Source organism: Bacillus sp. 01N42_2 (genome assembly GCF_056399565.1).
The window spans coordinates 267116-291208 of sequence record NZ_JBFTRO010000001.1 but is presented as its reverse complement, the minus strand read 5'-3'; the positions used below and the strand labels follow the sequence as shown (position 1 = coordinate 291208).

The 24093-nt window shown below is 44.8% G+C and carries 24 protein-coding genes; 21 read left to right on the top strand and 3 right to left on the bottom strand.

From position 1 onward, the window contains the following. The first annotated feature begins 12 nt into the window (after nt 1–12). The 17 genes from flgK (at nt 13) to ftsX (ending at nt 15661) form a co-directional block, all read left to right on the top strand. On the top strand, nt 13–1530 hold the full coding sequence (gene flgK / locus AC1DN5_RS01540) for a flagellar hook-associated protein FlgK (RefSeq protein ID WP_049627498.1): 1518 nt from the start codon (nt 13–15) through the stop codon (nt 1528–1530). Nucleotides 1531–1542: 12 nt separating this feature from the next. Next, on the top strand, nt 1543–2460 hold the full coding sequence (gene flgL, locus AC1DN5_RS01535) for a flagellar hook-associated protein FlgL (protein WP_016937776.1): 918 nt from the start codon (nt 1543–1545) through the stop codon (nt 2458–2460). Between the two features lie 90 nt (nt 2461–2550). Then, nucleotides 2551–3120 carry a DUF6470 family protein gene (locus tag AC1DN5_RS01530; protein ID WP_045926613.1) on the top strand — a complete coding sequence of 190 codons (570 nt, stop codon included), beginning with the start codon at nt 2551–2553 and terminating at the stop codon, nt 3118–3120. Between the two features lie 29 nt (nt 3121–3149). After that, nucleotides 3150–3581: a flagellar assembly protein FliW gene (gene fliW / locus AC1DN5_RS01525; RefSeq protein WP_016937778.1), complete on the top strand. Its 432-nt coding sequence runs from the start codon at nt 3150–3152 to the stop codon at nt 3579–3581. Further along, a complete protein-coding gene (csrA, locus tag AC1DN5_RS01520; protein ID WP_003151402.1) occupies nt 3575–3799 on the top strand; it encodes a carbon storage regulator CsrA in 225 nt (74 codons plus the stop codon). The genes fliW and csrA overlap by 7 nt, the downstream gene beginning before the upstream one ends. A gap of 144 nt (nt 3800–3943) precedes the next feature. Continuing rightward, the gene (locus AC1DN5_RS01515) at nt 3944–4930 is read left to right on the top strand and encodes a flagellin N-terminal helical domain-containing protein (RefSeq protein ID WP_016937779.1); all 987 of its coding nucleotides are present in this window, start codon (nt 3944–3946) and stop codon (nt 4928–4930) included. Nucleotides 4931–5177: 247 nt separating this feature from the next. Beyond that, entirely contained in the window at nt 5178–6698 is a 1521-nt protein-coding gene (locus AC1DN5_RS01510; protein ID WP_366969824.1) for a flagellar hook-associated protein 2, read from the top strand. An 18-nt stretch (nt 6699–6716) separates the two neighbouring features. Then, nucleotides 6717–7118 (top strand): flagellar export chaperone FliS, encoded by a 402-nt coding sequence (gene fliS / locus AC1DN5_RS01505; protein WP_188154393.1) that lies wholly within the window; start codon nt 6717–6719, stop codon nt 7116–7118. Then, nucleotides 7118–7462: a flagella biosynthesis regulatory protein FliT gene (gene fliT / locus AC1DN5_RS01500; protein ID WP_095241252.1), complete on the top strand. Its 345-nt coding sequence runs from the start codon at nt 7118–7120 to the stop codon at nt 7460–7462. The genes fliS and fliT overlap by 1 nt, the downstream gene beginning before the upstream one ends. A gap of 9 nt (nt 7463–7471) precedes the next feature. After that, nucleotides 7472–7849 carry a DUF8042 domain-containing protein gene (locus AC1DN5_RS01495; RefSeq protein ID WP_029575299.1) on the top strand — a complete coding sequence of 126 codons (378 nt, stop codon included), beginning with the start codon at nt 7472–7474 and terminating at the stop codon, nt 7847–7849. A 194-nt stretch (nt 7850–8043) separates the two neighbouring features. Beyond that, complete coding sequence (gene hpf, locus AC1DN5_RS01490) at nt 8044–8610, top strand: ribosome hibernation-promoting factor, HPF/YfiA family (protein ID WP_016937784.1); 567 nt, start codon at nt 8044–8046, stop codon at nt 8608–8610. A 166-nt stretch (nt 8611–8776) separates the two neighbouring features. Beyond that, nucleotides 8777–11302 (top strand): preprotein translocase subunit SecA, encoded by a 2526-nt coding sequence (gene secA / locus AC1DN5_RS01485; protein WP_047475776.1) that lies wholly within the window; start codon nt 8777–8779, stop codon nt 11300–11302. 74 nt (nt 11303–11376) lie between these two features. Further along, nucleotides 11377–12478 (top strand): peptide chain release factor 2 gene (gene prfB / locus AC1DN5_RS01480; RefSeq protein ID WP_155816738.1). Its coding sequence is split into 2 segments (ribosomal slippage): nt 11377–11448 and nt 11450–12478, totalling 1101 coding nucleotides; the frame shifts between segments, so codons are not numbered across the junction. A 169-nt stretch (nt 12479–12647) separates the two neighbouring features. Then, nucleotides 12648–13496 (top strand): YitT family protein, encoded by an 849-nt coding sequence (locus AC1DN5_RS01475; RefSeq protein WP_095241253.1) that lies wholly within the window; start codon nt 12648–12650, stop codon nt 13494–13496. A gap of 35 nt (nt 13497–13531) precedes the next feature. Next, nucleotides 13532–13873: a cytochrome c551 gene (gene cccB, locus AC1DN5_RS01470; RefSeq protein WP_016937788.1), complete on the top strand. Its 342-nt coding sequence runs from the start codon at nt 13532–13534 to the stop codon at nt 13871–13873. A 218-nt stretch (nt 13874–14091) separates the two neighbouring features. Continuing rightward, nucleotides 14092–14778 (top strand): cell division ATP-binding protein FtsE, encoded by a 687-nt coding sequence (gene ftsE, locus AC1DN5_RS01465; RefSeq protein WP_003151418.1) that lies wholly within the window; start codon nt 14092–14094, stop codon nt 14776–14778. Beyond that, nucleotides 14771–15661 (top strand): permease-like cell division protein FtsX, encoded by an 891-nt coding sequence (ftsX, locus tag AC1DN5_RS01460; protein ID WP_016937789.1) that lies wholly within the window; start codon nt 14771–14773, stop codon nt 15659–15661. Before ftsE ends, ftsX begins: the two co-directional genes overlap by 8 nt. 46 nt (nt 15662–15707) lie before the next feature. On the opposite strand, the gene AC1DN5_RS01455 is transcribed toward ftsX, so the two are convergent. Continuing rightward, entirely contained in the window at nt 15708–17114 is a 1407-nt protein-coding gene (locus AC1DN5_RS01455; protein WP_049627491.1) for a right-handed parallel beta-helix repeat-containing protein, read from the bottom strand. A gap of 167 nt (nt 17115–17281) precedes the next feature. On the opposite strand from AC1DN5_RS01455, the gene ctpB reads away from it, so the two are divergent. The 4 genes from ctpB to AC1DN5_RS01435 all read left to right on the top strand — a co-directional run bounded on the left by ctpB (nt 17282) and on the right by AC1DN5_RS01435 (nt 22033). Then, on the top strand, nt 17282–18682 hold the full coding sequence (gene ctpB, locus AC1DN5_RS01450; RefSeq protein ID WP_045926622.1) for a carboxy-terminal processing protease CtpB: 1401 nt from the start codon (nt 17282–17284) through the stop codon (nt 18680–18682). A 374-nt stretch (nt 18683–19056) separates the two neighbouring features. After that, the gene (swrA, locus tag AC1DN5_RS01445; RefSeq protein ID WP_012118562.1) at nt 19057–19410 is read left to right on the top strand and encodes a swarming motility protein SwrAA; all 354 of its coding nucleotides are present in this window, start codon (nt 19057–19059) and stop codon (nt 19408–19410) included. Between the two features lie 74 nt (nt 19411–19484). Beyond that, entirely contained in the window at nt 19485–20675 is a 1191-nt protein-coding gene (minJ, locus tag AC1DN5_RS01440) for a cell division topological determinant MinJ (RefSeq protein ID WP_016937791.1), read from the top strand. Nucleotides 20676–20965: 290 nt separating this feature from the next. Then, on the top strand, nt 20966–22033 hold the full coding sequence (locus AC1DN5_RS01435; protein WP_095241255.1) for a DUF3810 domain-containing protein: 1068 nt from the start codon (nt 20966–20968) through the stop codon (nt 22031–22033). Between the two features lie 100 nt (nt 22034–22133). On the opposite strand, the gene AC1DN5_RS01430 is transcribed toward AC1DN5_RS01435, so the two are convergent. Both AC1DN5_RS01430 and AC1DN5_RS01425 read right to left on the bottom strand, forming a co-directional pair. Continuing rightward, complete coding sequence (locus AC1DN5_RS01430) at nt 22134–23471, bottom strand: MFS transporter (protein ID WP_045926625.1); 1338 nt, start codon at nt 23469–23471, stop codon at nt 22134–22136. A 25-nt stretch (nt 23472–23496) separates the two neighbouring features. Beyond that, complete coding sequence (locus tag AC1DN5_RS01425) at nt 23497–24066, bottom strand: TetR/AcrR family transcriptional regulator (RefSeq protein ID WP_366969958.1); 570 nt, start codon at nt 24064–24066, stop codon at nt 23497–23499. Between the last annotated feature and the right edge of the window lie 27 nt (nt 24067–24093).

Below are 24093 nucleotides of genomic sequence, written 5' to 3'. Positions count from 1 at the left end.
GGAGGATTTTCAATGCCATCGACATTTATGGGGCTCGAAACAGCAAGACGTGCACTGAGTGCGCAGCAGACTGCATTGAGCACAGTTTCAAATAACGTTGCAAATGCAAATACAGAAGGATATACAAGGCAGCGCGTCACATTACAATCGACGAGCCCTTACCCCGCTGTATCAAAAAACAGTGAGCTGACGGCCGGCCAAATCGGAACCGGGGTCAAAGCCGGTTCAGTGGAGCGTGTCAGAGACAGTTTTTTAGACTATCAGTACAGAACTGAAAATACAAAATTAGGCTACTATACAGCCCGTTCCAATTCATTGTCGCAAATGGAAGGCGTCATGAAAGAGCTTGATGATAACGGATTAAACGGATCACTCAGTTCGTTTTGGAATGCTCTTCAGGACCTGGCGACGAACCCGGAAAATACGGGAGCGCGCTCAGTCTTGCAGGAGCAGGGGAAATCTCTTGTCGAGAGTTTTAACTATATATCAAGCTCTTTGACTAACATTCAGGGGGATATTAAAAAGAACCTGGATAACACAGCGGATCAGGCCAATTCAATTTTAAATCAGCTGAATGACCTTAATACTCAAATAGCGGCAGTTGAGCCGAGCGGTATGCTTCCTAATGATTTATATGACCAAAGAGACAGATTGATTGACCAACTATCTTCTATGGCAAATATAAAAGTTTCATATAATAAGTCGGGCGGACATGCCTTGGCGACTGCTGAGGGCACGGTCAACGTGGAATTGCTGAACGGAAACAACAATTCTCTCGGAACACTGCTTGATGGTAATACAAAAACCGTTTCAGAAATGAAAATCAACTACGACCAGGACAGCGGTCTTGTGTCAAGCGTATCCGTCGGCAGCAATGCGGTTAATGCGGATGCATTTACCGGCAAAGGCTCACTTTTAGGTCTTATTGAGTCATACGGCTATATGTCAAATGGAGAAGAAAAGGGCCTTTATCCTGAAATGATGACTGCTCTTGATAATATGGCGCTCTCCTTTGCTGACGCGTTTAATGCAGTTCACGAAAAAGGAAAGACCTATACAGGCGAACAGGGTGCAGCATTTTTTGATTTCAGCGGGGATGAAGCGGTGCCGGTAAAAGGGGCGGCAGCGAAAATAAAAGTCAGTGACAAAGTCCTTGCGTCTACAGACAATATCGCAGCGTCGTTAAACGGAGAAAAAAGCGACGGCACAAACGCGACAAACCTGGCGGCCGTGCAGAACAGCAAGCTGACAATTAACGGTGAAACCACTACAATTAATGACTTTTATGAATCCCTTATCGGCAAGCTGGGCGTTAATTCACAAAAAGCGGCCAATCTTATGAACAACTCGGAAAGCAACACCCTTTCGGCCGATCAACGGAGACAATCAGTCAGCGCCGTGTCATTAGATGAAGAAATGACAAATATGATTCAGTTTCAGCACGCTTATAATGCCGCTGCGCGAATCATAACGATGCAGGATCAAATATACGATAAAATTATTAACGGTATGGGCACCGGAGGAAGATAAGGAGATAAGTAAATGAGAGTAACTCAAGGGATGATCGCAAAAAATTCTCTTCGATTTATCGGCTCAAGTTATGACAAGCTCGATCGGCTTCAGCAGCAAGTGTCTACGGGAAAAAAAATCACCAAAGCTTCTGATGATCCGGTCGTCGCAATGAAGGGAATGCAGTACCGTACTCAGCTTGCGCAGGTCAACCAGTATCAGCGGAATGTTTCGCAAGGTTTCACATGGCTGGAAAACTCGGAATCCAGCGTAAACTCAGAGACGGATATTATGGGGAAAATCCGAGACTTGATGATTAAGGCAAAAAGTGATTCGAACGGTGAAACGGAATTAAAAGCAATCGGTACAGAAATCGGCCAGCTGAAAAAGCAGCTCGTTTCTGTCGCGAATACTCAAGTGAACGGGCGTTACCTGTTTAACGGAACAAATTCAGATGTCCCGCCGATCACTGAAAATGCCGACGGCACGTATACGTACAACTATGAAAATTACACTAGTGCTTCGGATGTTAATATCAACATTTCGAACGGGGCAGTGCTGAAAGTGAATTCTGACCCGAAATCAGCTTTCGGGGGCGTCGCTCAAAATGGAGATAATGTATTTGAATTTCTCAACTCATTAGAAGCTTCTTTAAGCAAAGGTACGCTCTCTGAAGCAGATTCAAATCAAATTCTGTCAGACATCGACGGTTTTACTGACAAAATGAATGCTGAAAAATCCAATATCGGCGCCCGAACAAACCGTTTGGAACTCATTAAGACAAGGTTGGAATCTCAAGCTGCTACCGCTGAAAAAGTATTGTCAGATAATGAAGATGTAGAAATGGAAGATGTGATTGTTGATTATTTATCTCAGCAGACGGTACATAAAGCTGCGCTGTCAGTAAATGCGAATATCATTCAGCCGTCACTGATCGACTTCCTGAAATAATAGATGAAACGTCTTCTATATATAAAAAAAGCGACTCACAACAGGGAGATCGCTTTTTTTACTAGAACACTCTAAAGAGGAGGGGTCTCTATGCAGATGCCGAGATTGATTATTGACAGTGTGCCTGCTAAAATCGGTATAACCTTTCAGAAGGAAGAAATCGAGATGGAACAGCCGCCCGCTGACCTGGAAATCGAGCAGCCGCCGGCAGAGCTGAACATTGAAAGCACGCCGGCCAAACTGACGATTGATCAGACGAGGGCGTGGGAGAACTTAAATCTGAAATCTTTTGAAAAGCTGAATGCTGAAGCCGCCCAGAAAGGTGCGCAAGCATGCAGTGAGTTTATTGCGAAAACAGTCAGAGAAGGGAAGGAAATGGCGGCTATCGAAAAGAAAACCGGCAATGTGATGGCCCGGCAGGCAGCGGATGTCAGCCCGCCTGATCCATTCGGCGAATTCAGCGACTTTCTGCCTGCGCAGTTTCTCGTTGACATTGACTGCATTCCTTCAAAGCTTACGGTTGATATTGAAGCCCGCAAACCTTCAATTGAAGCCACCGCCCATAAATCGGTATGGAATTACATACCGGGGAGAGTTCAGATTGATATGAGGCAAGACCCTAAAGTGACGATTTCGGTTGACGACGGTAATACAGAATAAAAGATGATAGTGGTAAAGGATTGTGAAGCATGATTATTAAAACAAAATATCACGGAGAAATCAGAATAGACGAAGGGCAGATTATCTCATTTGAAAACGGGCTGCCGGGATTTAATGACGAGACTCAATTTGTTGTTCTTCCTTTGTCGGAAGATTCACCGTTTTTGGCGCTGCAGTCTGTCAAACAGGAGCATATCGCCTTTATTGTCGCCAGTCCGTTTATTTTCTTTAAAGGATACGAATTTGACATTGACCAATCGACGCTGGAGCTTTTGCACATTGAAGATATAGAGGACGTCGAAGTGATGGCGATTTTAACACTGGAAGAGCCTTTTGAAAACACGACCGCCAATTTAAAAGCGCCGATTATCGTCAATAAAAAGGAAATGAAGGCGAAACAAATCATTTTACATGATGCTTCCTATGAAACAAAACATTTGATAGGAGGAGGATCATGCTAGTTCTCTCGAGAAAAGTGAATGAGTCCATTCAGATCGGGCCGGATATTGAAATCAAGGTGATTGCCATCGAAGGAGAGCAAGTGAAGCTGGGAATTGAAGCGCCGCAGCACGTGGATATTCATCGGAAGGAAATATACTTGTCTATCCTGGAAGAGAATAACAGAGCCGTATCTTTTAATACTGATTTATTACTTAATTTATCCTCACAAAAAAAGTGAGGATTTTTTTATTTTCAATATAAACAATAGAAGCGGCCGTCCGATATATATAGTGTAGCCAATGAGAGGAAAAATTTTCTTCAAAAATGACGCTGCGCAAATGCACAAGGACGTGCGAAAAACAATTCAGGGAGGAAATACAAAATGAGAATCAACCACAATATCGCGGCTCTTAACACTAGCCGTCAGCTGAATGCAGGTTCAAGCTCTGCTGCAAAAAACATGGAAAAATTATCTTCAGGTCTTCGCATCAACCGCGCTGGTGATGACGCTGCGGGTCTTGCGATCTCTGAAAAAATGCGTTCTCAAATCCGCGGTTTAGACATGGCGTCTAAAAACGCTCAAGACGGAATCTCTCTTATCCAAACATCTGAGGGTGCATTGAACGAAACTCACAGCATTCTTCAGCGTATGAGCGAGCTTGCTACACAAGCGGCGAACGATACAAACACAGATTCAGACCGTTCTGAGCTTCAAAAAGAGATGGACCAATTATCATCTGAAGTAACAAGAATTTCTACTGACACTGAGTTCAACACGAAGAAACTTCTTGACGGAACTGCGAAAAACCTTACGTTCCAAATCGGAGCTAACGAAGGCCAAACAATGAGCCTGTCTATCAATAAAATGGATTCTGAAAGCCTGAAAGTCGGTACAACTTATACAGCAAATGCTGACGGATCTAAAATTACAGATAAAGATGGAAATGAAGCAACACTTGTAACTGACGGTTCTAAAGGACCGAATGGCTACTATGATGCTGCTGATAAATTAGTTTATCAAGCTGACAGTGCTGTGGCTGGAGATTCTAAAGTAACAAAAGGTATCGACATCTCTTCTTCAGCTAAAGCTGCGTCTTCAGCTCTTACAACAATCAAAACAGCTATCGACACAGTATCTAGCGAGCGCGCTAAACTTGGTGCGGTTCAAAACCGTTTAGAGCACACAATCAACAACCTTGGTACTTCTTCTGAGAACCTGACTTCTGCTGAATCACGTATCCGTGACGTAGACATGGCTTCTGAGATGATGGAGTACACGAAAAACAACATCCTTACTCAGGCTTCTCAAGCAATGCTTGCGCAAGCTAACCAACAGCCTCAGCAAGTTCTTCAATTGCTTAAAGGTTAATGACGGAAAGATCCTGGTTCTCCAGGGTCTTTTTTTATTTTTGCAGCATTCCCCCCTCAGCATGCCAAGGAATCCTATTGACAAAATGAAACGTTATAATTTGCAGTTAAATTATTGAAAACCTTTTAATCTGACCGATATAAGAATAAGATCATACATTTATGGAGCTGTGATATGATAAACAGTCGGAAACTCACTGTTGTCATAGAGCCGTCTACGACTAAACGCCGAAAAGGAGAGGGTACATATGGTCACAAGAATCACAGGCCTTAATTCCGGTCTTGATGTAGATTCTCTGGTGAAAAAAATGATGGATGCCGAAAAGCAGCCGCTTAATAAATTAAACCAGCAAAAGCAGACGCTTGAATGGAAGCGCGATGCTTATCGGGAAATGAATACCCAGATTGCCGACATGTATTCCACTACATTTAATAATATGCTGATGTCCACAAACTGGAATAAAAAAACAGTAACAAGTTCGGATTCCAGTGTCAGCGCGGCGGCTGTCAGTGCTGAACAGAATATTTCAACGAGCATGTCTGTACAGCAGCTGGCTACGCCGACGACTTATAAATCCTCAGGGGCCATCAATTTCACTTCGGGTCAAAGCCAAACATTGAAATTCAATGTCACAAATCCGGGCGAAACGAAGCCGACTGAGGTAAACGTCACGATCGCCGCAACCGATACGATTGATGATGTGGTCACCAAACTGAACAGCTCAGGCCTCGGGGTGACGGCTTTAAAAGAGAAAATCTCCAACGGCACGGATTATGTGGATACGATCGCGTTTACTTCCAATAAAACGGGAGAAGGGTTTGCCCTTGCCGCAGGTGATGACGCAACTAAAAGCTTCCTGAAAGATCAGCTCGGTTTTGCCGTTGATGATACAACGAATGAACTGACGGCCAATGCCGAAGGGAAAAACGCGAAGTTTACGTTCAACGGGCTTGAAATGACAAAAACGTCAAATAACTTTACGATCAACGGCATCAAATACACGCTGAACAGCGTGACGGACAGCAATAAAACGGTTACGATTAACAGCACGACTGATACGGACGGCATTTTTAACAACATTAAAGATTTCGTTGATAAATACAATACGTTAATTAAAAGCGCAAACGAGAAGGTGACAGAATCAAAATACCGTGATTATACGCCGTTAACCGATGAACAAAGAGAAGCGATGACCGATAAGCAGGTTGAGCAGTGGGAGGCAAAAGCCAAAAGCGGTTTATTACGGAGCGACAGCACGCTGCAGAACGGTTTGGCGGAGATGCGGCTTGATCTGTACTCAACGGTTACGATTGACGGAAAAAAATATCAGCTTGCCGATTTCGGAATTGAGACGTCTGATAGTTATACGGATCAAGGAAAGCTTGTCATTAAAGACGAAGCGAAACTGAAACAGAAAATTACCGAGAATCCTGCTCTCGTGGCTAAACTGTTTAATGCAGACAGCCCTGATACAGCGAAAACCAAAAACCCGGAAGAGCAGGGGATTGCCCGGAGATTAAAAGACACATTGAACAAAATGCAGACCCAAATTTCAAAACAGGCCGGTACGGAAAGCTCGGTATCAACCAGCTTTGCCATCGGAAAAAGCCTGAACGAAGTAGAAACAAATATTACGAATATGAAAACAAAGCTGGATGACATCGAGACGAGATATTATAAAAAGTTCAGCGCGTTGGATACGGCATTGGAGAAATTGAACAGCCAATCTTCATATCTCACGTCAATGTTAGGATCTTCAACATCATAATCTTGGAGGTTTCACAAAATGGCAATAAATAATCCTTTTGCTGCTTATCAGCAGACATCCGTCTTTACAGCCGCTCCGGAAGAGCTGACCCTTATGCTTTATAACGGCTGCCTGCGATTCATTAAGCTGGCAAGGCAGGCGATGAAGCAAAACAACCTTGAAGCCAAAAATGAAAATATCGTAAAGGCGCAAAACATCATTCAAGAGCTCAGCATCACGTTAAACCGGGAGATTGAGATTTCTGAACAAATGTCATCAATCTATGATTACATACGCCGCCGCCTGATTGAAGCGAACGTGCAGAATAATGAAGGATTGTTAGATGAAGCGGAAAAGCTTGTTACTGAATTCCGCGATACGTGGAAACAAGCCATGCAGAGCGAACGGAAAAACAGCCACGGTGCGGGCGGCCTTGCCTGATGAACAGCAATGTCCTTTCTTTGTATAACGAAACGAAGAACATGCACGCCGCACTGAAGGATGCCCCGGAAAGCGACGGCCTCATCAGCAGCTTTACGGCATTTACGGAGAAAAGGGAGGAGATGCTTGCGGGCATAAGGCCGCCTTTTTCCGAAGAAGAAAAAACGCTGCTTCAGCAGGTGGCCGCGATGGACCGCTTGATTACCGGGGAAGTGAAACGGATCCAGGACGGCATCCGAAATGAAATAAAAACACTCAAGAAAAAACGGGTGTACCATAATACGTATTTTAATCCGTATCATCAAACGACAAGTGACGGCCGTTATTACGACAAACGCAAATAGGTGAGTGTTTTGAGAAGTTTGAACGATTACCATTTGGTGTCAGCATACTACCAGCTTCTTTTTACCATTGATGAGGGGCTTTGCTACCTATTGGATACGCAGGATGATTTTTTCAAGACGGAGGGCGAACGGATTTACAACGATTTGATTCAGGCTTTTTTTCATCTCGATTCCTCTCATGCGCTTCTCTTGTCTATCGTTGAGTGCCGATGCGTGGAGACGGCGATTCGGTCATTTGACGAGATTTTTCAGGATTTCAGCATGTTAAATGATTATGATTTTCCGTCCGCTCCATTTCAGGAGTTTTTAAAAACCATCTTTCTGCCGCATTATAAGGTGTGGATGGAGCAGACGCATGACTGCATCAAACCGTATGTTCTTCACTAGACCTGCTGCAAGCGGCAGGTCTTTTGCCTGCGTCTTCTGCATATACTGATAATCCTGCCGGAAGCAGCGGATAAAGGCCGACACCATTCGTCATCGTTCACCGAATTTACACATTATTTTAACGTTTCAGCAGGGACCAGAAGGGGAAAAAGAGAAATAGTTACATATCCTTAGATAAAGGGAGGCGTTCTTTGATGAACTACAATATCAGAGGAGAAAACATTGAGGTTACACCTGCGTTAAAGGATCATGTGGAAAGAAAAATCGGCAAGCTGGAACGATATTTCGAGCAGAGCGTCAATGCCGATGTGAACGTCAACTTAAAATTCTATAATGATAAGGAATCCAAAGTTGAAGTCACCATTCCGATGACTGATCTGGCGCTTCGTTCCGAAGTGCATAACGAGGATATGTACAATGCAATTGATCTCGCAACAAACAAGCTGGAACGTCAAATCCGAAAGCATAAAACAAAAGTCAACCGAAAATTCCGCGAGCAGGGTCTTCCGAAACATTACTTCGAGAACGGAAGCGCAGCTGATACAAACGTAGCGGTTCAGGACGAAATTGAAGATGACAGCCCGGAAATTGTCCGTCAGAAACGTTTTAATTTAAAACCGATGGATAATGAAGAAGCGATTCTCCAAATGAATATGCTCGGACATAATTTCTTCGTATTCACCAACGCGGAAACGAATCTCACAAATGTCGTTTACCGCCGAAATGACGGCAAATACGGATTAATTGAACCGACTGAATAAACCATCCAGCCTTCCGTGAACGCGCGGAAGGTTTTTCTCTATACTTTATCTGCAAATTCTTTGGAAATAACCAAAGGTATGTTATGATAATGAGAGGTATACATGGACAGAAAATTATCATTTATTCCATGCGAAATCTGCATGTGAACATAGAGGAGCGTTATAGATGCTTGGGATTTTAAATAAAATGTTTGATCCGACCAAACGTGCGCTGAACAAATACGAAAAAATAGCGAATGACATTGATGCTGTAAAAGGAGATTATGAAAATCTCTCTGACGATGCGCTTAAACAAAAAACGGCAGAATTTAAAGAGCGGCTTGAAAAAGGAGAAACGACGGATGACCTTCTTGTCGAAGCGTTTGCCGTCGTTCGTGAAGCTTCACGCCGCGTAACCGGCATGTTCCCGTTTAAAGTGCAGCTGATGGGGGGCCTTGCCCTTCATGAGGGGAATATCGCAGAAATGAAAACAGGGGAAGGGAAAACGCTGACGTCCACCCTTCCGGTATATTTAAACGCGTTGACGGGAAAAGGCGTTCACGTCGTAACGGTCAACGAATATCTGGCAAGCCGTGATGCCCAGCAAATGGGAGAAATTTTCGAGTTTCTCGGGCTTACAGTCGGCCTGAACCTGAATTCGTTGTCAAAAGACGAAAAACGCGAAGCTTACGCGGCCGATATCACATATTCAACGAATAATGAACTCGGCTTTGATTATTTGCGTGACAACATGGTGCTTTATAAAGAACAAATGGTGCAGCGCCCGCTTCATTTTGCTGTTATTGATGAAGTCGATTCCATTTTAGTCGATGAAGCGAGAACGCCATTGATTATTTCCGGACAAGCTCAGAAGTCCACAAAACTGTACGTGCAGGCAAATGCGTTTGTCCGCACACTCAAGCAAGATCAGGATTATACGTATGACGTCAAAACGAAGGGCGTTCAGCTGACGGAAGAAGGAATGACGAAGGCTGAAAAAACGTTCGGCATCGACAACCTGTTTGATGTCAAAAACGTGGCGTTGAACCACCATATCAATCAGGCTTTAAAAGCCCATGCGGCGATGCAGAAAGACGTGGATTATGTTGTTGAGGACGGCCAGGTCGTCATCGTCGATTCCTTCACCGGCCGTCTGATGAAAGGACGCCGCTACAGCGAAGGCCTTCACCAGGCGATTGAAGCGAAAGAAGGCCTGGAGATTCAAAATGAAAGCATGACTCTGGCGACGATTACGTTCCAAAACTATTTCCGTATGTACGAAAAGCTTGCCGGCATGACCGGTACCGCAAAAACGGAAGAGGAAGAATTCCGCAATATTTATAACATGCAGGTTGTGTCCATTCCGACCAACCAGCCGGTCATCCGTGAAGACCGTCCGGATTTGATCTACCGCTCAATGGAAGGGAAATTCAAGGCGGTGGCGGAGGATGTCGCCCAGCGCTACATGACCGGACAGCCCGTTCTTGTCGGTACGGTTGCCGTTGAAACATCTGAATTGATTTCTAAACTTCTGAAGAATAAAGGAATTCCGCATCAGGTGCTGAACGCGAAAAACCATGAGCGTGAAGCTCAGATCATTGAAGAAGCGGGACAAAAAGGCGCTGTCACAATTGCGACCAACATGGCAGGACGCGGAACCGACATTAAACTCGGTGAAGGCGTAAAAGAGCTTGGCGGCCTTGCAGTCGTCGGTACGGAACGCCACGAATCCCGCCGGATTGACAACCAGCTCCGCGGACGTTCAGGGCGTCAGGGAGACCCGGGTATCACACAATTTTATCTTTCAATGGAAGATGAATTGATGCGCCGTTTCGGAGCTGAACGGACGATGGCGATGCTTGACCGGTTCGGTATGGATGACTCCACGCCGATTCAGAGCAAAATGGTGTCACGCGCCGTGGAATCGTCTCAAAAACGTGTCGAAGGAAACAACTTCGATTCACGTAAACAGCTTCTCCAATATGACGACGTGCTCCGTCAGCAGCGCGAAGTCATTTACAAGCAGCGTTTTGAAGTCATTGACTCTGAAAACCTGCGTGACATTGTGGAAGGCATGATCAAGTCTTCACTGGAGCGTGCAATTGCCGCTTATACGCCGAAAGAGGAGCTTCCGGAAGAATGGAATCTTGACGGCCTCGTGGAGCTTGTGAATACAACGTATCTTGATGAAGGCGCGCTTGAAAAGAGCGATATCTTCGGAAAAGAACCGGATGAAATGCATGAGATGATCATGGATCGTATCATGACAAAATATAATGAAAAAGAAGAGAATTTCGGCACCGAGCAGATGCGTGAATTCGAAAAAGTCATCGTATTGCGTGCCGTCGATTCAAAATGGATGGATCATATTGATGCGATGGATCAGCTGCGTCAAGGGATTCACCTTCGCGCCTATGCGCAGACAAATCCGCTGCGTGAATATCAAATGGAAGGTTTCGCTATGTTTGAGCACATGATTGAGTCCATTGAGGACGAGGTGGCGAAATTCGTCATGAAGGCCGAGATTGAAAGCAATCTGGAACGCGAAGAAGTTGTTCAGGGCCAAACGACGGCTCACCAGCCGCAGGACGGCGATGAGGCCAAACAAGCGAAAAAAGCGCCGGTGCGCAAAGTCGTAGATATCGGACGCAACGCGCCTTGCCATTGCGGAAGCGGAAAAAAATATAAAAATTGCTGCGGCCGGACAGAATAGTCACGACTGTATGCATCGAACATGACCGGGTCTGCGTCTTATGGCGCCCCGGATCTTTTAATGAGGTGAATGGAATGGAATTATCAGAAATCAGGGCAGAGCTCGAAAATATGGCTTCTCGTTTAGCGGACTTCAGGGGGTCTCTTTGACCTCGAATCAAAGGAAGCCCGCATTGCAGAATTAGATGAAAAGATGGCGGAACCGGAATTCTGGAATGACCAGCAGAAGGCCCAAACCGTCATCAACGAAGCGAACGGTCTGAAGGAATACGTGAACTCCTACCATCAGCTGAGCGAGTCTCATGAAGAGCTCCAAATGACACATGATCTTTTAAAAGAAGAACCTGATACGGATCTTCAGCAGGAGCTTGAGAAAGAGCTGAAGTCATTAACGAAGGAATTGAATGAATTTGAGCTTCAGCTGCTGCTCAGTGAACCATATGACAAAAATAACGCGATTTTAGAACTTCACCCGGGTGCCGGCGGTACAGAATCCCAAGACTGGGGTTCCATGCTGCTCAGAATGTATACCCGCTGGGCGGAAAGACGCGGATTCAAAGTTGAAACGCTTGATTATCTGCCAGGTGATGAAGCCGGAATTAAGTCGGTCACACTGCTCATTAAAGGCCACAATGCATACGGCTATTTAAAAGCGGAAAAAGGCGTACACCGTCTCGTGCGGATTTCTCCGTTTGATTCATCAGGCCGCCGCCACACGTCATTCGTGTCATGTGAAGTCATGCCTGAATTCAATGAAGAAATCGACATTGATATTCGTACCGAAGATATTAAAGTTGATACGTACCGGGCGAGCGGTGCCGGCGGACAGCACGTCAACACGACTGATTCGGCCGTTCGGATCACCCACCTGCCGACAAATGTAGTCGTCACGTGCCAGACGGAACGTTCACAAATCAAAAACCGCGACAGAGCGATGAAAATGCTCAAAGCGAAGCTGTATCAGCGCAGAATTGAAGAACAGCAGGCGGAGCTTGACGAAATCCGCGGCGAACAGAAAGAAATCGGCTGGGGCAGCCAAATCCGCTCTTACGTATTCCATCCGTACTCCATGGTGAAAGACCACCGGACCAATACGGAAATGGGGAACGTACAGGCGGTTATGGACGGAGATATTGATATCTTCATTGATGCCTACTTACGCTCTAAACTGTCTTAATCCGGGAACACACCTGCCTTTGGCATGGTGTGTTTTTTTATCCGTTCTCTTTTTCCATTTTTCACAATAGCGCTTTAGCAAATTAATACGGTATTTGGCTGTTATTTACTTCTAAGCCGGGAAGACTTAAAATGCTATCGAGAGAAAATCGGAGAACGGAGGATTTTGCATGGATGTGAATCACAATAAGCCGCTCCGGCTGATCAAAGATTACATATATATCATGATCGGCGCGGCGATTACAGGGGTCGTGTTTAACGTATTTTTGCTGCCGAACCGTATAGCGGCGGGCGGAGTAAGCGGAATCAGCACCATTTTGGAGACGTTTGGTTTTGAGCCGGCTTACGTGCAGTGGATCATTAACATCCCCTTGTTTATCGCCGGAGTGATCATTCTCGGCGGGAAATTCGGAATGAAGACACTTGTCGGTTCCATCGTTCTGCCGCTTGCCGTCTTTTTAACAAGAGACCTGCCTGCCGCGACGACCCATGAACTGCTGGCGGCGATTTTCGGAGGCGTCGGGATCGGCGCTGGGATCGGCATCGTGTATCTCGGCAAAGGCTCCACGGGGGGAACGGCACTGGCGGCGCAGATCATCCACAAATACACGGGGCTTTCACTGGGAACGTGCCTTGCCATCATGGACGGATTAATTGTGCTGAGCGCGATGCTCGTTTTCGGAGTGGAGCAGGGACTGTATGCGATGCTTGGGGTATTTATGTCAAGCAAAACGATTGATGTCGTGCAGGTCGGGTTCAACCGCTCCAAAATGGCTTTAATTATCACGCAGCATGAAGAAGCCGTCAGGTCGGCTGTGTTTACGGAAATTGACAGGGGAGTGACGAAGATTTCCGCAGTTGGCGGGTATACGGAACATGACCGGCCGATCTTAATGTGTGTCGTCGGCCAGACCGAATTCACAAAACTGAAACAAATCGTCAAACAAATTGATGAGTCAGCCTTTGTCATTGTCGCAGACGCAAGCGAGGTGCTCGGCGAGGGTTTCAAACGCGCGTAAACGGGGTTATAATAGCGAAGGGGTGCATCTTACATATGAAATCAAAATGGGCGCTGCTGGCGCTGGTTCTGACCATGTCCGTCCTGTTGGCGGCATGCGGCGGAGCCAATGAATCGAAAAAAGAAAGCTCTGACAGCTCAGGCGGATCGAAAGCATCTGCGTCAGCGGGCGAAGAGCTTTATCAGCAAAGCTGTATCGGCTGTCACGGTAAAGACTTAGAAGGCGGCGGAGGTCCGAATTTACAGGAAGTCGGCGGGAAGTATGATGAAGCTAAAATTGAAAGCATCATTAAAAACGGACGCGGCAATATGCCGAGCCATCTTGTAAATGATGAGGAAGCCGCGAAGATCGCAAAATGGCTGTCACAGAAAAAATAACAGAAAAACCTTGCCTGTTATAGGGGCAAGGTTTTTTCACGGCCTGGGAATGAAAAGAAACTGTAATAGTAATATGTCTAAATTTGACGTATAATGAAGTGTACTGAGGAAAAGGAACTTTCAGATTTTTCATCTGTTTCCTGGTAGATCGGCCATAAACCGCAGTATTTTTGCGAACTCTATGGCTGCAAGACATAAATAAAAGATTAGGTGATTTCATGATAGAGATGAAAGAAGTATATAAATCCTATCCGAACGGTGTAAAAGCGATTAACGGGCTGTCAGTCATGATTCATCCCGGAGAATTTGTATATGTCGTAGGACCGAGCGGAGCCGGTAAATCTACTTTTATTAAAATGATTTACAGAGAAGAAAAACCGACAAAAGGGCAAATATTGATTAATCATAAAGATCTCGCGGCTGTGAAAGAAAAAGAGATTCCTTTCGTGCGGCGTAAAATAGGTGTTGTTTTCCAGGATTTTAAACTTCTTCCGAAATTGACGGTATTTGAAAACGTAGCGTTTGCGCTTGAGGTTATCGGAGAGCAGCAGTCAGTCATAAAAAAACGCGTGCTCGAAGTGCTCGATCTGGTGCAGCTGAAACATAAAGCGCGGCAGTTTCCCGACCAGCTTTCCGGAGGAGAACAGCAGCGTGTTTCCATCGCAAGATCCATCGTCAACAATCCTGACGTCGTGATAGCTGACGAACCGACGGGCAACCTTGATCCGGTAACATCATGGGAAGTCATGAAGACGCTGGAAGAGATTAACAACCGTGGGACGACCGTCGTGATGGCGACACACAATAAAGAAATAGTAAACACCATGAAGAAACGGGTCATCGCGATCGAAGACGGAATTATTGTGCGTGATGAGTCAAGAGGGGAGTATGGTTCTTATGATTAAAATTCTCGGGCGCCATTTGCGTGAGAGTTTTAAATCTCTCGGAAGAAACACATGGATGACATTTGCATCCATCAGTGCTGTTACCGTTACATTGATTTTGGTCGGCGTGTTTTTAGTCATTATGCTGAATTTAAACAATATGGCTAAAAATGCTGAAAAAGAAGTGGAAATTAAAGTATTAATCGATCTGACGTCAAATAAGAAAACGCAGGATACGCTGCAGAATGAGATTAAAGACATCTCGGGAATCCAAAGCGTAGAATTTTCATCTAAAGATAAAGAGCTTGATCAATTGGTCAAAAGCTTCGGCGACAGCGGAAAGGCCATGAAAATGCAAGATCAGGAAAACCCGCTGAACAACGCGTTTATTGTCAAAACGACAGATCCGCATGATACGCCGAAAGTCGCGAAAAAAATTGAGAAGCTGGATCATGTATATAAAGTGACATACGGGAAAGAAGAAGTCAGCCGTCTGTTTAAGGTCGTCGGAGTGTCACGCAACATCGGGATCGCGTTAATCATCGGCCTTCTGTTCACGGCAATGTTCTTAATTTCAAATACAATTAAAATCACGATTTTCGCCAGAAGAAAAGAGATTGAAATCATGAAGCTTGTCGGCGCGACAAACTGGTTTATCCGCTGGCCGTTTTTCCTTGAAGGGCTGCTGCTTGGGGTATTTGGTTCTGTCATACCGATCGCTCTCGTGCTGAGCACGTACCAGTCAATGGTCGCTTGGGTGGCTCCGAAAGTTCAGGGCTCATTTGTTTCACTCCTGCCGTACAGTCCGTTTGTGTTCCAAGTATCACTTGTGCTCATTCTGATCGGCGCGGTTATCGGAGTATGGGGAAGCCTGACTTCCATCCGGAAATTCCTTCGTGTATAAATGCAAAAGCCAGTCTTTGTCAGACTGGCTTTTTTTGATGGTTCTGTTATTGAATGACGGGCAGGGCCGGTGATCCCGGCTTTAATGTAAAGTCATAAGACGATTCGTCACGGTACATCGGATCGGCATATATGGAATTCGGATCATTTGCCGTTCCTTTTTTGTAAGCTGCGAATGAATCATATTCTTTGTTCTTCCAATTCCAAATGCCGTCTTTTCCCGTTTCTTTGTGATAGACGTTATGATTAACGGTATTGCCTTCGTTTTTCGTATAATCATTTGCGATAAAAATTCGTGAACCGCTTGCCGTCATGATGTTCTTTTCGATGGTGTTCCCTTTTGTATCGTACTGAAGCAGCAGCTGGCCGCCGTCAAGGTCCTTCGTGTCATTTCGGTACATAATATTGTGAGCGATCACGGAATTGATTGTGCCGCCTCGTTTTGTGTCATATCCCCCGATTGAAATACCCGTGTAAGCATTGTTGTACACTTTGTTATCCGTAATCCGTATATCTTGTGCGTACTTCCCTTTATGCTCGGAAGTGGCTTCAATGCCGAGGTCATTGTTGTAAACGGTGTTTTTCTTAATGTCCACATGTTCTGCGCCGTCAACGTATATACCGCCCGCAGAGTATTCATTGCCGTAGGCGGGGTTTCCGTAAGAAGAGTTATGGCTCACCGTATTGTTTTCAATGACGCCGTTTCGCGCATAGTCGTTTTGCTTGGACGTTCCTTCGTAGCCGATCACGTCAATCCCGATATTGTTGTTGTTCCGGATGGTATTGCCGGCGATCTTAAAGCCGTCAACATTCCCGTTCAGCACGACCGCTTCGCTTGCGCCGAGCGTCAGTTTTTCAACCGTGTTATTTGTGATGCTGACATCCTTCATGGCGCCCGAGCCGTAAAACGCGATGCCGTGTGCATTTCCCTCATCAGCCGTTGTTTTAATGTTCCGGATATGGTTGCCGTCAATGGCGATATGACTGCTTGATCCGGTGACATAGATGCCCATGGCTGTCGCATCTTCTGATGAGACGGATAGGTTTTCAAGCGTAATGCCGTGAATGGTAATGTACTGTTTATTGCTGATTTGAATTAACGGTGTTTCAGAATCGCTTTTAGGTGCAGATTTGCCGCTGATGGTGACATGCTCATTCTGATAGTTCTGAAATGTAATCGGCTTTTTCGCCGTCCCGCTGTGCTTTACTTCAAATGTTTCGTCGTACGTTCCTTCCCGAATCAATACGGTTGTTCCGGCCTCCGCCTTTTCCGCCGCATGCTTCAATGTGCGGAACGGCTTTTCTTTCGTTCCGTCATTTTGATCGTTTCCCGCGGGAGAAACATAAAGAGCGTCAGCCTGTGATTTTTCATTGGCCTCTGTTTTTTGCCAGACAAAGGCGGTAATGCCTGCGGCCAGCACCGCCGCGGATAAAATCGATAATTTTATTTTCATATCGCATTCTCCTGTATATTTAATGAATTGCATACAAATTATTATACGTTACCCATTTATATGAAACAATCTATCGGTTCCGTTTTTTTGTTGCCGTTACATGAATTCTTTTCAGTTTACACATACTATCTCCAGGTTTTCGTAAAAGGACTAAGAGGAGGTAAACGATGAAGCAGAAAATAATCGCAGCGATAGCGGCCGTCAGCATCTTGTGCGGCGGAGCCCATATTGCCGGGGCGGCACAGCCGAAATCATCAGAAGCAGAAAGAAGCCAGGCAATGGAAAAAATCGAAAAAGCATATGAGCTGATCTCGAACGAATATGTGGAAAATGTGGATAAAGAAAAGCTACTTGAAGGAGCGATTCAGGGGATGCTGTCTACATTAAACGATCCTTATTCCGTTTATATGGACAAGCAGACTGCCAAGCAGTTTTCCGATTCTCTGGATTCATCTTTTGAAGGGATCGGCGCTGAAGTCGGTATGGAAGAGAATAAAATCATTATCGTATCACCGTTTAAGCAATCTCCGGCTGAAAAGGCAGGCCTCAAGCCGAATGATGAAATCATCAGTATAAACGGCGAGTCAATGAACGGGAAAGATTTAAATGAAGCCGTGCTGAAAATCAGAGGGAAAAAAGGATCGAAAGTTTCTATTAAAATACATCGTCCGGGCACTGAAAAACAGCTGTCATTCCGGATTAAAAGAGCGGAAATCCCGCTGGAAACCGTATTTGCTTCCCGTAAGGAATCAGGCGGGCATCATGTCGGCTACATCGCTATATCGACGTTTTCCGAGCATACTGCTCAGGACTTCGCCGCGGCGCTGAAAAAGCTTGAGAAACAAGGGATTGACGGACTCGTTCTTGACGTAAGAGGAAATCCCGGCGGCTACCTTCAAAGCGTCGAACAGATTTTAAAGCATTTCGTCACAAAAGACATGCCGTATATCCAAATCGCGGAACGCAACGGAGATAAAAAACAATATTTCTCAACTTTAAAACATAAGAAGCCGTATCCCGTTAATGTCATTACGGATAAAGGAAGCGCTTCTGCTTCAGAAATTCTTGCGGGCGCGCTGAAAGAAGCGGGGCATTATGACGTTGTCGGTGATACCTCCTTCGGTAAAGGAACGGTACAGCAGGCCGTGCCGATGGGAGACGGCAGCAACATTAAATTGACGCTTTACAAATGGCTGACGCCGAAAGGCAATTGGATTCACAAAAAAGGCATTACTCCGACAATCGCCGTAAGCCAGCCGGATTATTTTGCGGCGGGACCGCTTCAGCTGAAACAGCCGCTTCAGCCTGATATGAACAGCGCAGATGTCAAACACGCGCAAATCCTGCTGAAAGGTTTGGGTTTCGACCCGGGCAGGGCGGACGGCTATTTCAGCGGCACAATGAAAAAAGCCGTCATGGCATTCCAAGATCGGTACAAACTTGATAAAACAGCTGTCATTGACAAACAAACAGCGGAAAAAATGAATCAGCTGATGAATGAGAAGAAATCTGACGAAAAAAATGATATACAGCTGCAAATGGCGTTAAAATCATTATTTGTTAAATAAATGAAAAGGAGGCTTTTTTTAAGTCTCCTGTTTCTTTTATCATGTTTCTTAAATGAACCAAAAGACATATAATTATGACGATTTTGACAAGATATTAAAAAAATTTTCACATTTAAACATTTATAAAGGACAAACATTACCCGATATTTATAGGGAAGAGAGACTTTATGCCGAGTTAATATGTATTCAAAATGAAACTTTTGAAAGTTGCCTCAGTCAGTTTTAGTTCTTACAATAAAAGAAGGTTCTAATAGAGAACAGTTTTTTAGTTTGGCAGCTGCATTTCAGTATTGAAAGCAGAAGTGTTTGCGGCGCTTCAGCACGGCAGCTGTAATCACCCGTGCTTATCTGGATAAAAAAATGGGGGTTCACAATTGAAGAGGGCAAGTATTGTGCGTGAAAAAAAATATTATGAATTAGTGGAACAACTAAAAGACCGAACAAAAGACGTTACATTTTCATCAACAAAAGCACTAAGTCTTCTTATGCTGTTCAGCAGATACCTGGTCAATTACACAAATGTTGAATGTGTTCACGATATCAATGAGGAGTGTGCAAAGCATTATTTCACCTACTTAATGAAAAACCATAAGCGTTTAGGAATCAATCTGACGGATATTAAACGGTCCATGCTTTTGATCAGCGGTGTAATCGAGGTGGAAGTCGACCACTATCTGAAAGATTTCTCTCTATCAAATGTGACGTTGTGGATGACGGAAGAGAGATAGACGTTTGAGATATTCAAGCCAATGATTATTTGGTAGAATAGAATTAAAATGTTTGGCTTGAGGCGGTGAAAGCAATGTCTGTTCAATGGGGAATTGAACTTCTGAAAAGTATCGGTCTGTTTTTTTTGCACCCGATGTTTTGGTTTTTTATCATCATAAGTCTCGCATGCGGATATTTGCGGATTAAACGTGAACGCCATACGTTTCATACAAAAATCGCAGATATGTATGACGAGCTTATCTTTACATACATAAAAGGGCTTATACCGGGTATTCTTCTCTCCATATTATTTTTTGGACTGGGAATTTCGATTCCATTCGGTCTTCTCGGCATAATTGCGGCTGTGACGGCTTTGGCATCGCTGACGTTCCGTATGAACTGGCTGTCATCAGCTTATATTGTCAGCGCCGGCATGTTGATTGCGTTTATCCTTCAGTATACCCACACAGTGCCGTTTGCGGATCGGTTTCCGCAGGCATTCGGCGTGAATTGGGCATCAGCGGCCGTGTTTATGGGCCTTTTGATCATCACGGAGGGAGCGGCTGCTTACCGTTCAGCGCACCTGAAAACATCTCCGGCGCTTGTCGTCAGCAGCAGAGGTCTGCCCATCGGCCGTCAATTGGCGAATCGCGCATGGCTGCTTCCGCTTTTCTTATTGGTGCCGGGCAGCGGGCTTGAGTCACACCTTTCTTGGTGGCCTGTCTTTACCGTGCCGGGCGGCTCTTTCCATCTGATCTGGATTCCTTATATCGCCGGCTTCGGACAGCGTGTGCAGGGATCCCTTCCGGAAGTCAGCATACGGATAACGGCGAAGCGTGTCATGATTCTCGGAATTATCGTCACCGCGTTCGGGGCAGCGGCCCTTTGGTGGAGTCCGCTTGCTGGTGCTGCCGCTTGTATTGCGGTGCTCGGACGCTTGTTCTTATCATTGAGACAGCGGCTGAACGATAACGCGGCTCCGTTTTATTTCTCTAAGCGGGATCAGGGCTTAATGGTGCTCGGCATCATTCCGAATACGCCCGCGGAAGATCTTGAGCTGAAGATCGGTGAGATTATTACGAAAGTAAACGGCATTCCCGTAAAGCATGTATCGGATTTTTACGAAGCACTTCAAAAAAACCGTGCATTTGTAAAAATGGAGATCATCGGCCTGAATGGTGAGATCCGGTTTGATCAGCGCGCGTCCTATGAAGGCGAACATCATGAATTAGGTATTTTATTCGTTCAGGATGAACATGAGCAAGAAGAAATGACAGCATTATAATGTGATTTTTCATAATTATTCGGAATAGTTTCAAGAACTCCTAAACTAGATTTCAAAATCAGTTAGAAAGTAAAACAGCTAAGAAAATTATATTTTCTTAGCTGTTTTATTTTGAAATAATAAAAAAATAAATGAAGGAGAGGTATGGCTTATTGGAAAGGTTATTGCTAACTCCAAAACCTTTAGAAGATGAATCTTTAGCAGGATATATATTAAGAATAACTGATTATAATGGTTATGCTGGATAGGGGGAGTACATTATAAAAAAGCTTTTACTTAAGAGATTACCGTTGATTTCACTTGGAGTTATAGCTTACATACTGACAAAATACGCGCAGAACCATCAGGATTGGGCGGAAAAATATAGTAGGTCTGTATATCCGTTATTGTCAAAAATAGTAGGATTTGTACCTTCTTGGGTCAAGTTTTCTGTTAGTGAATGGCTCGTCGTGTTGGTTGTGTTACTTTTTCTATTTTATATCGTTTATTATGTGCGCAAGGTTATCATGAGTAAAGGTGTACGTAGGATGGTAGTTTATCGTGGTGCTCTAGGAATAGTTACGATCTGTAGCGTGATATATTTTTGTTATACTATTTTGGGTGGAATAAACTATTACAGATATTCTTTTTTGTCTTATACCGAATATAAAGAAGAGAACTACAGCAAGGAGGAACTGGTCAAATTGAGTAAGTCGCTTGCCGTTGAAATGGAATTGGCAAGGGAAAAGTTAGCGGACACTGATCTTTTGGCTCATGTACCAGAGGTTTTTGATTATTATGCACAACACGCAGTGTTCTCGATGCAAATGTTATCAAAGAAATATCCTGTTTTGGAGCATTCATATTCAACACCAAAACCAGTTGTGATGTCAAAACTAATGTCGCATGCAGGGATACATGGTATTTTTGTCCCTTTTACTTATGAATCCAATATCAATGTTAATGTGCCCGTTTTTTTGGTGCCTGCTACTATGGCACATGAATTGGCACATCAGAGTGGTTTCATGCATGAGGATGAGGCAAATTTTATAGCATATCTGGCATGTAAGCAGCAGGATGATCCAATGATACTTTACAGTGGTTTATTTCTGGCATTTGATTATTCTATATCTGAGCTAAAGAAAGTGGATCCAGATCAGGCGTCTGATATAATGTCCAGTCTGTCCAAGGCGGTGCAGCATGATATAGAACAAAATGAGCAGTACCGGGATAAGTATGAGGGTGTTATTTCAAGTATTTCAAGAAATGTAAATGATGTATATCTGAAGGCAAATAATCAGACAGACGGTTTGAATAGCTATAGTGATATGGTGAATTTGTTGCTGGCAGAGCAGCGAGAGATAGAGAAGTACAATTAAATGTACAGCGGGGGAGTGCGATGACACTTTTGAGAGAGAAAAATAAGAAGGAAAACTAGAAAAGGTTCCGGAAAGCGGGTGCTCACGGAACCTTTTTTGTTTACGCCGAATGGCTTTTTTTCGTATCAACGGTTTCGCCGGACTTAATTCCAAGCGATACGAACAAGCCGATCACAGATACGCCGATCAATATCATAAACAGAATGTGAAATCCGGAGATTAAACCGATCAGTGCTGAAGAAATAATGCTTCCGAAATAACGGAAGGTGGAAAAAATCCCGGATGCGATACCGGACATGCCCGGTTCTACCGTCGCCAGAGAAGACACCTGCATGCTCGTCAGCCCCGCACCGGACGCGATGCCCCCTACAATAAGCGATGCCATAAGGAACGGGACGGAATGGGAATAAACCAAAAGCAGAAATAAAAGATTGGCTCCGGCCATCAGCCCGAAGGACAGAAAAATCATTCTTCGCGCGCCCCATTTGTGATGCAGCTGAGCTCCGCCCCAGTTGCTGGCGGACATAAAAATGGAAAAGACTGAAAGAGCCATACCGCTGTGCGACGTATTCATGCTGAAGTGGCCGGTCATAAAGAGCGGCATAATCAATAACACGGCATACATCATTAAATTGCTTAACAGAACGGACAGATTGGCGCTTGTAAAGGTTGTGTTTTTAAACAGGTCAAAATCAATAATCGGATGTTTCGTGCGCAGCTCCCGCCTGAAAAATAACGGAACAAATAATAGAATGAGCAGCGCGTACACCCAATAGCCCAAAGAGCTTTCATTTTTCGTCAGAAGAATAATAGATACAATGCTCCCGGCAAGCAGAACGGATCCGATGATATCAAGCGGCGCGTCAGAGGTTTCTTCTTTATATTTAGGAAACATGATAAATGCCGTCCCGAGTGCGATCGCCAGAAACGGAATGTTGACCCAAAAGATCGAATGCCAGCTGAAACTCTCGATTAAAAGAGAGCCGATAAACGGACCGAGAGCCGCGCCCAGCCCGGCACCGAGGCCGAAAAAACCAAATACCTTCGGAAGCCGTTTTTCGGACACGACATGGCGGATGATGGCGATGCTGTTTGGCGTAAGCAAAGCGCCGCCGGCAGCCTGAAGCGCCCGGAAGAAAATCAATAAGAAAAGACTTGGCGAGAGGGCGCACCCCAATGAAGCGATCAGAAAAAGGCCGACACCCCATAAATACATTTTTTTATTTCCGTACATATCACCGAGCTTGCCGGCAATGGGCTGTGTCACGGCCATCACAATTAAATACACCGTCACGACCCATGTGATGCTGGCAATTGATTCGCTGAATGAGCGGGAAATGGATGAAAGAGCGACTGCGATCATCGTAGAATTGATAGGAACGAGTATGGCTCCCAGCAAAAGCGAAACGATCAGCGCCCATTCTTTCTTTGAACTCATCCTTCATCCTCCTAGGAGCCGGACATTACCGGCTGATAATTCCTTTAATAAAAATCTCAGTGCTATGTTTCAGCATCGTTTCTTCAGAAAGAGTGATGACTCTTTTCCCCAGCTGCAGCCGGTGCATAAAATAACCGAAAATCATCGTCATAAAGACGTCTGCATTAGCTTCTTCGCTGCCGGGGCTTATCCTATTTTTCTTTGTCATTTCCTTAAAGTAAACGATTAAATCCTTTTTCACGGATTGCGGATATACGACAATATCCTGCAGGACGTCTTCGAATAATTCCGGTTCGCGCAGGCAGATGCGGAACACCTCTTTTTTTTGTTCCAATCGCTGCAAAAGGGACGTGGCGAAATGAAGAAGATCCTCATACAGATTGCCTTCCGCCTTGGTGATTACGCTTTCCGGAACCGGTGCCTGCTGCTCAATCATGGCTTTCATTAGTCCTTGCTTGTTTTTAAAATTACGAAAAATCGTTGCTTCACTTACATTCGCTTTTTCTGCGATTTCTTTTGTTGTCGCGGCGCGGTATCCTTTTTGAATGATAAGATTCATCGCAGCGTCAAGAATTCTCTTGTTCGTCGTTCTCAACATGTTTCACCTCGCGTAAATACTGGC

Bases quoted from the DNA above. Each gene is read 5' to 3' on its own strand.
- cccB (WP_016937788.1), top strand. From the start codon at position 13,532: ATGAAATCAAAATGGGCGCTGCTGGCGCTGGTTCTGACCATGTCCGTC.
- AC1DN5_RS01455 (WP_049627491.1), bottom strand. From the start codon at position 17,114: ATGAAAATAAAATTATCGATTTTATCCGCGGCGGTGCTGGCCGCAGGC.
- fliS (WP_188154393.1), top strand. From the start codon at position 6,717: ATGGCAATAAATAATCCTTTTGCTGCTTATCAGCAGACATCCGTCTTT.
- ftsX (WP_016937789.1), top strand. From the start codon at position 14,771: ATGATTAAAATTCTCGGGCGCCATTTGCGTGAGAGTTTTAAATCTCTC.
- AC1DN5_RS01515 (WP_016937779.1), top strand. From the start codon at position 3,944: ATGAGAATCAACCACAATATCGCGGCTCTTAACACTAGCCGTCAGCTG.
- csrA (WP_003151402.1), top strand. From the start codon at position 3,575: ATGCTAGTTCTCTCGAGAAAAGTGAATGAGTCCATTCAGATCGGGCCG.
- ctpB (WP_045926622.1), top strand. From the start codon at position 17,282: ATGAAGCAGAAAATAATCGCAGCGATAGCGGCCGTCAGCATCTTGTGC.
- AC1DN5_RS01530 (WP_045926613.1), top strand. From the start codon at position 2,551: ATGCAGATGCCGAGATTGATTATTGACAGTGTGCCTGCTAAAATCGGT.
- AC1DN5_RS01510 (WP_366969824.1), top strand. From the start codon at position 5,178: ATGGTCACAAGAATCACAGGCCTTAATTCCGGTCTTGATGTAGATTCT.
- flgK (WP_049627498.1), top strand. From the start codon at position 13: ATGCCATCGACATTTATGGGGCTCGAAACAGCAAGACGTGCACTGAGT.
- minJ (WP_016937791.1), top strand. From the start codon at position 19,485: ATGTCTGTTCAATGGGGAATTGAACTTCTGAAAAGTATCGGTCTGTTT.
- flgL (WP_016937776.1), top strand. From the start codon at position 1,543: ATGAGAGTAACTCAAGGGATGATCGCAAAAAATTCTCTTCGATTTATC.
- fliW (WP_016937778.1), top strand. From the start codon at position 3,150: ATGATTATTAAAACAAAATATCACGGAGAAATCAGAATAGACGAAGGG.
- fliT (WP_095241252.1), top strand. From the start codon at position 7,118: ATGAACAGCAATGTCCTTTCTTTGTATAACGAAACGAAGAACATGCAC.
- AC1DN5_RS01475 (WP_095241253.1), top strand. From the start codon at position 12,648: ATGGATGTGAATCACAATAAGCCGCTCCGGCTGATCAAAGATTACATA.
- hpf (WP_016937784.1), top strand. From the start codon at position 8,044: ATGAACTACAATATCAGAGGAGAAAACATTGAGGTTACACCTGCGTTA.
- ftsE (WP_003151418.1), top strand. From the start codon at position 14,092: ATGATAGAGATGAAAGAAGTATATAAATCCTATCCGAACGGTGTAAAA.
- secA (WP_047475776.1), top strand. From the start codon at position 8,777: ATGCTTGGGATTTTAAATAAAATGTTTGATCCGACCAAACGTGCGCTG.
- AC1DN5_RS01430 (WP_045926625.1), bottom strand. From the start codon at position 23,471: ATGAGTTCAAAGAAAGAATGGGCGCTGATCGTTTCGCTTTTGCTGGGA.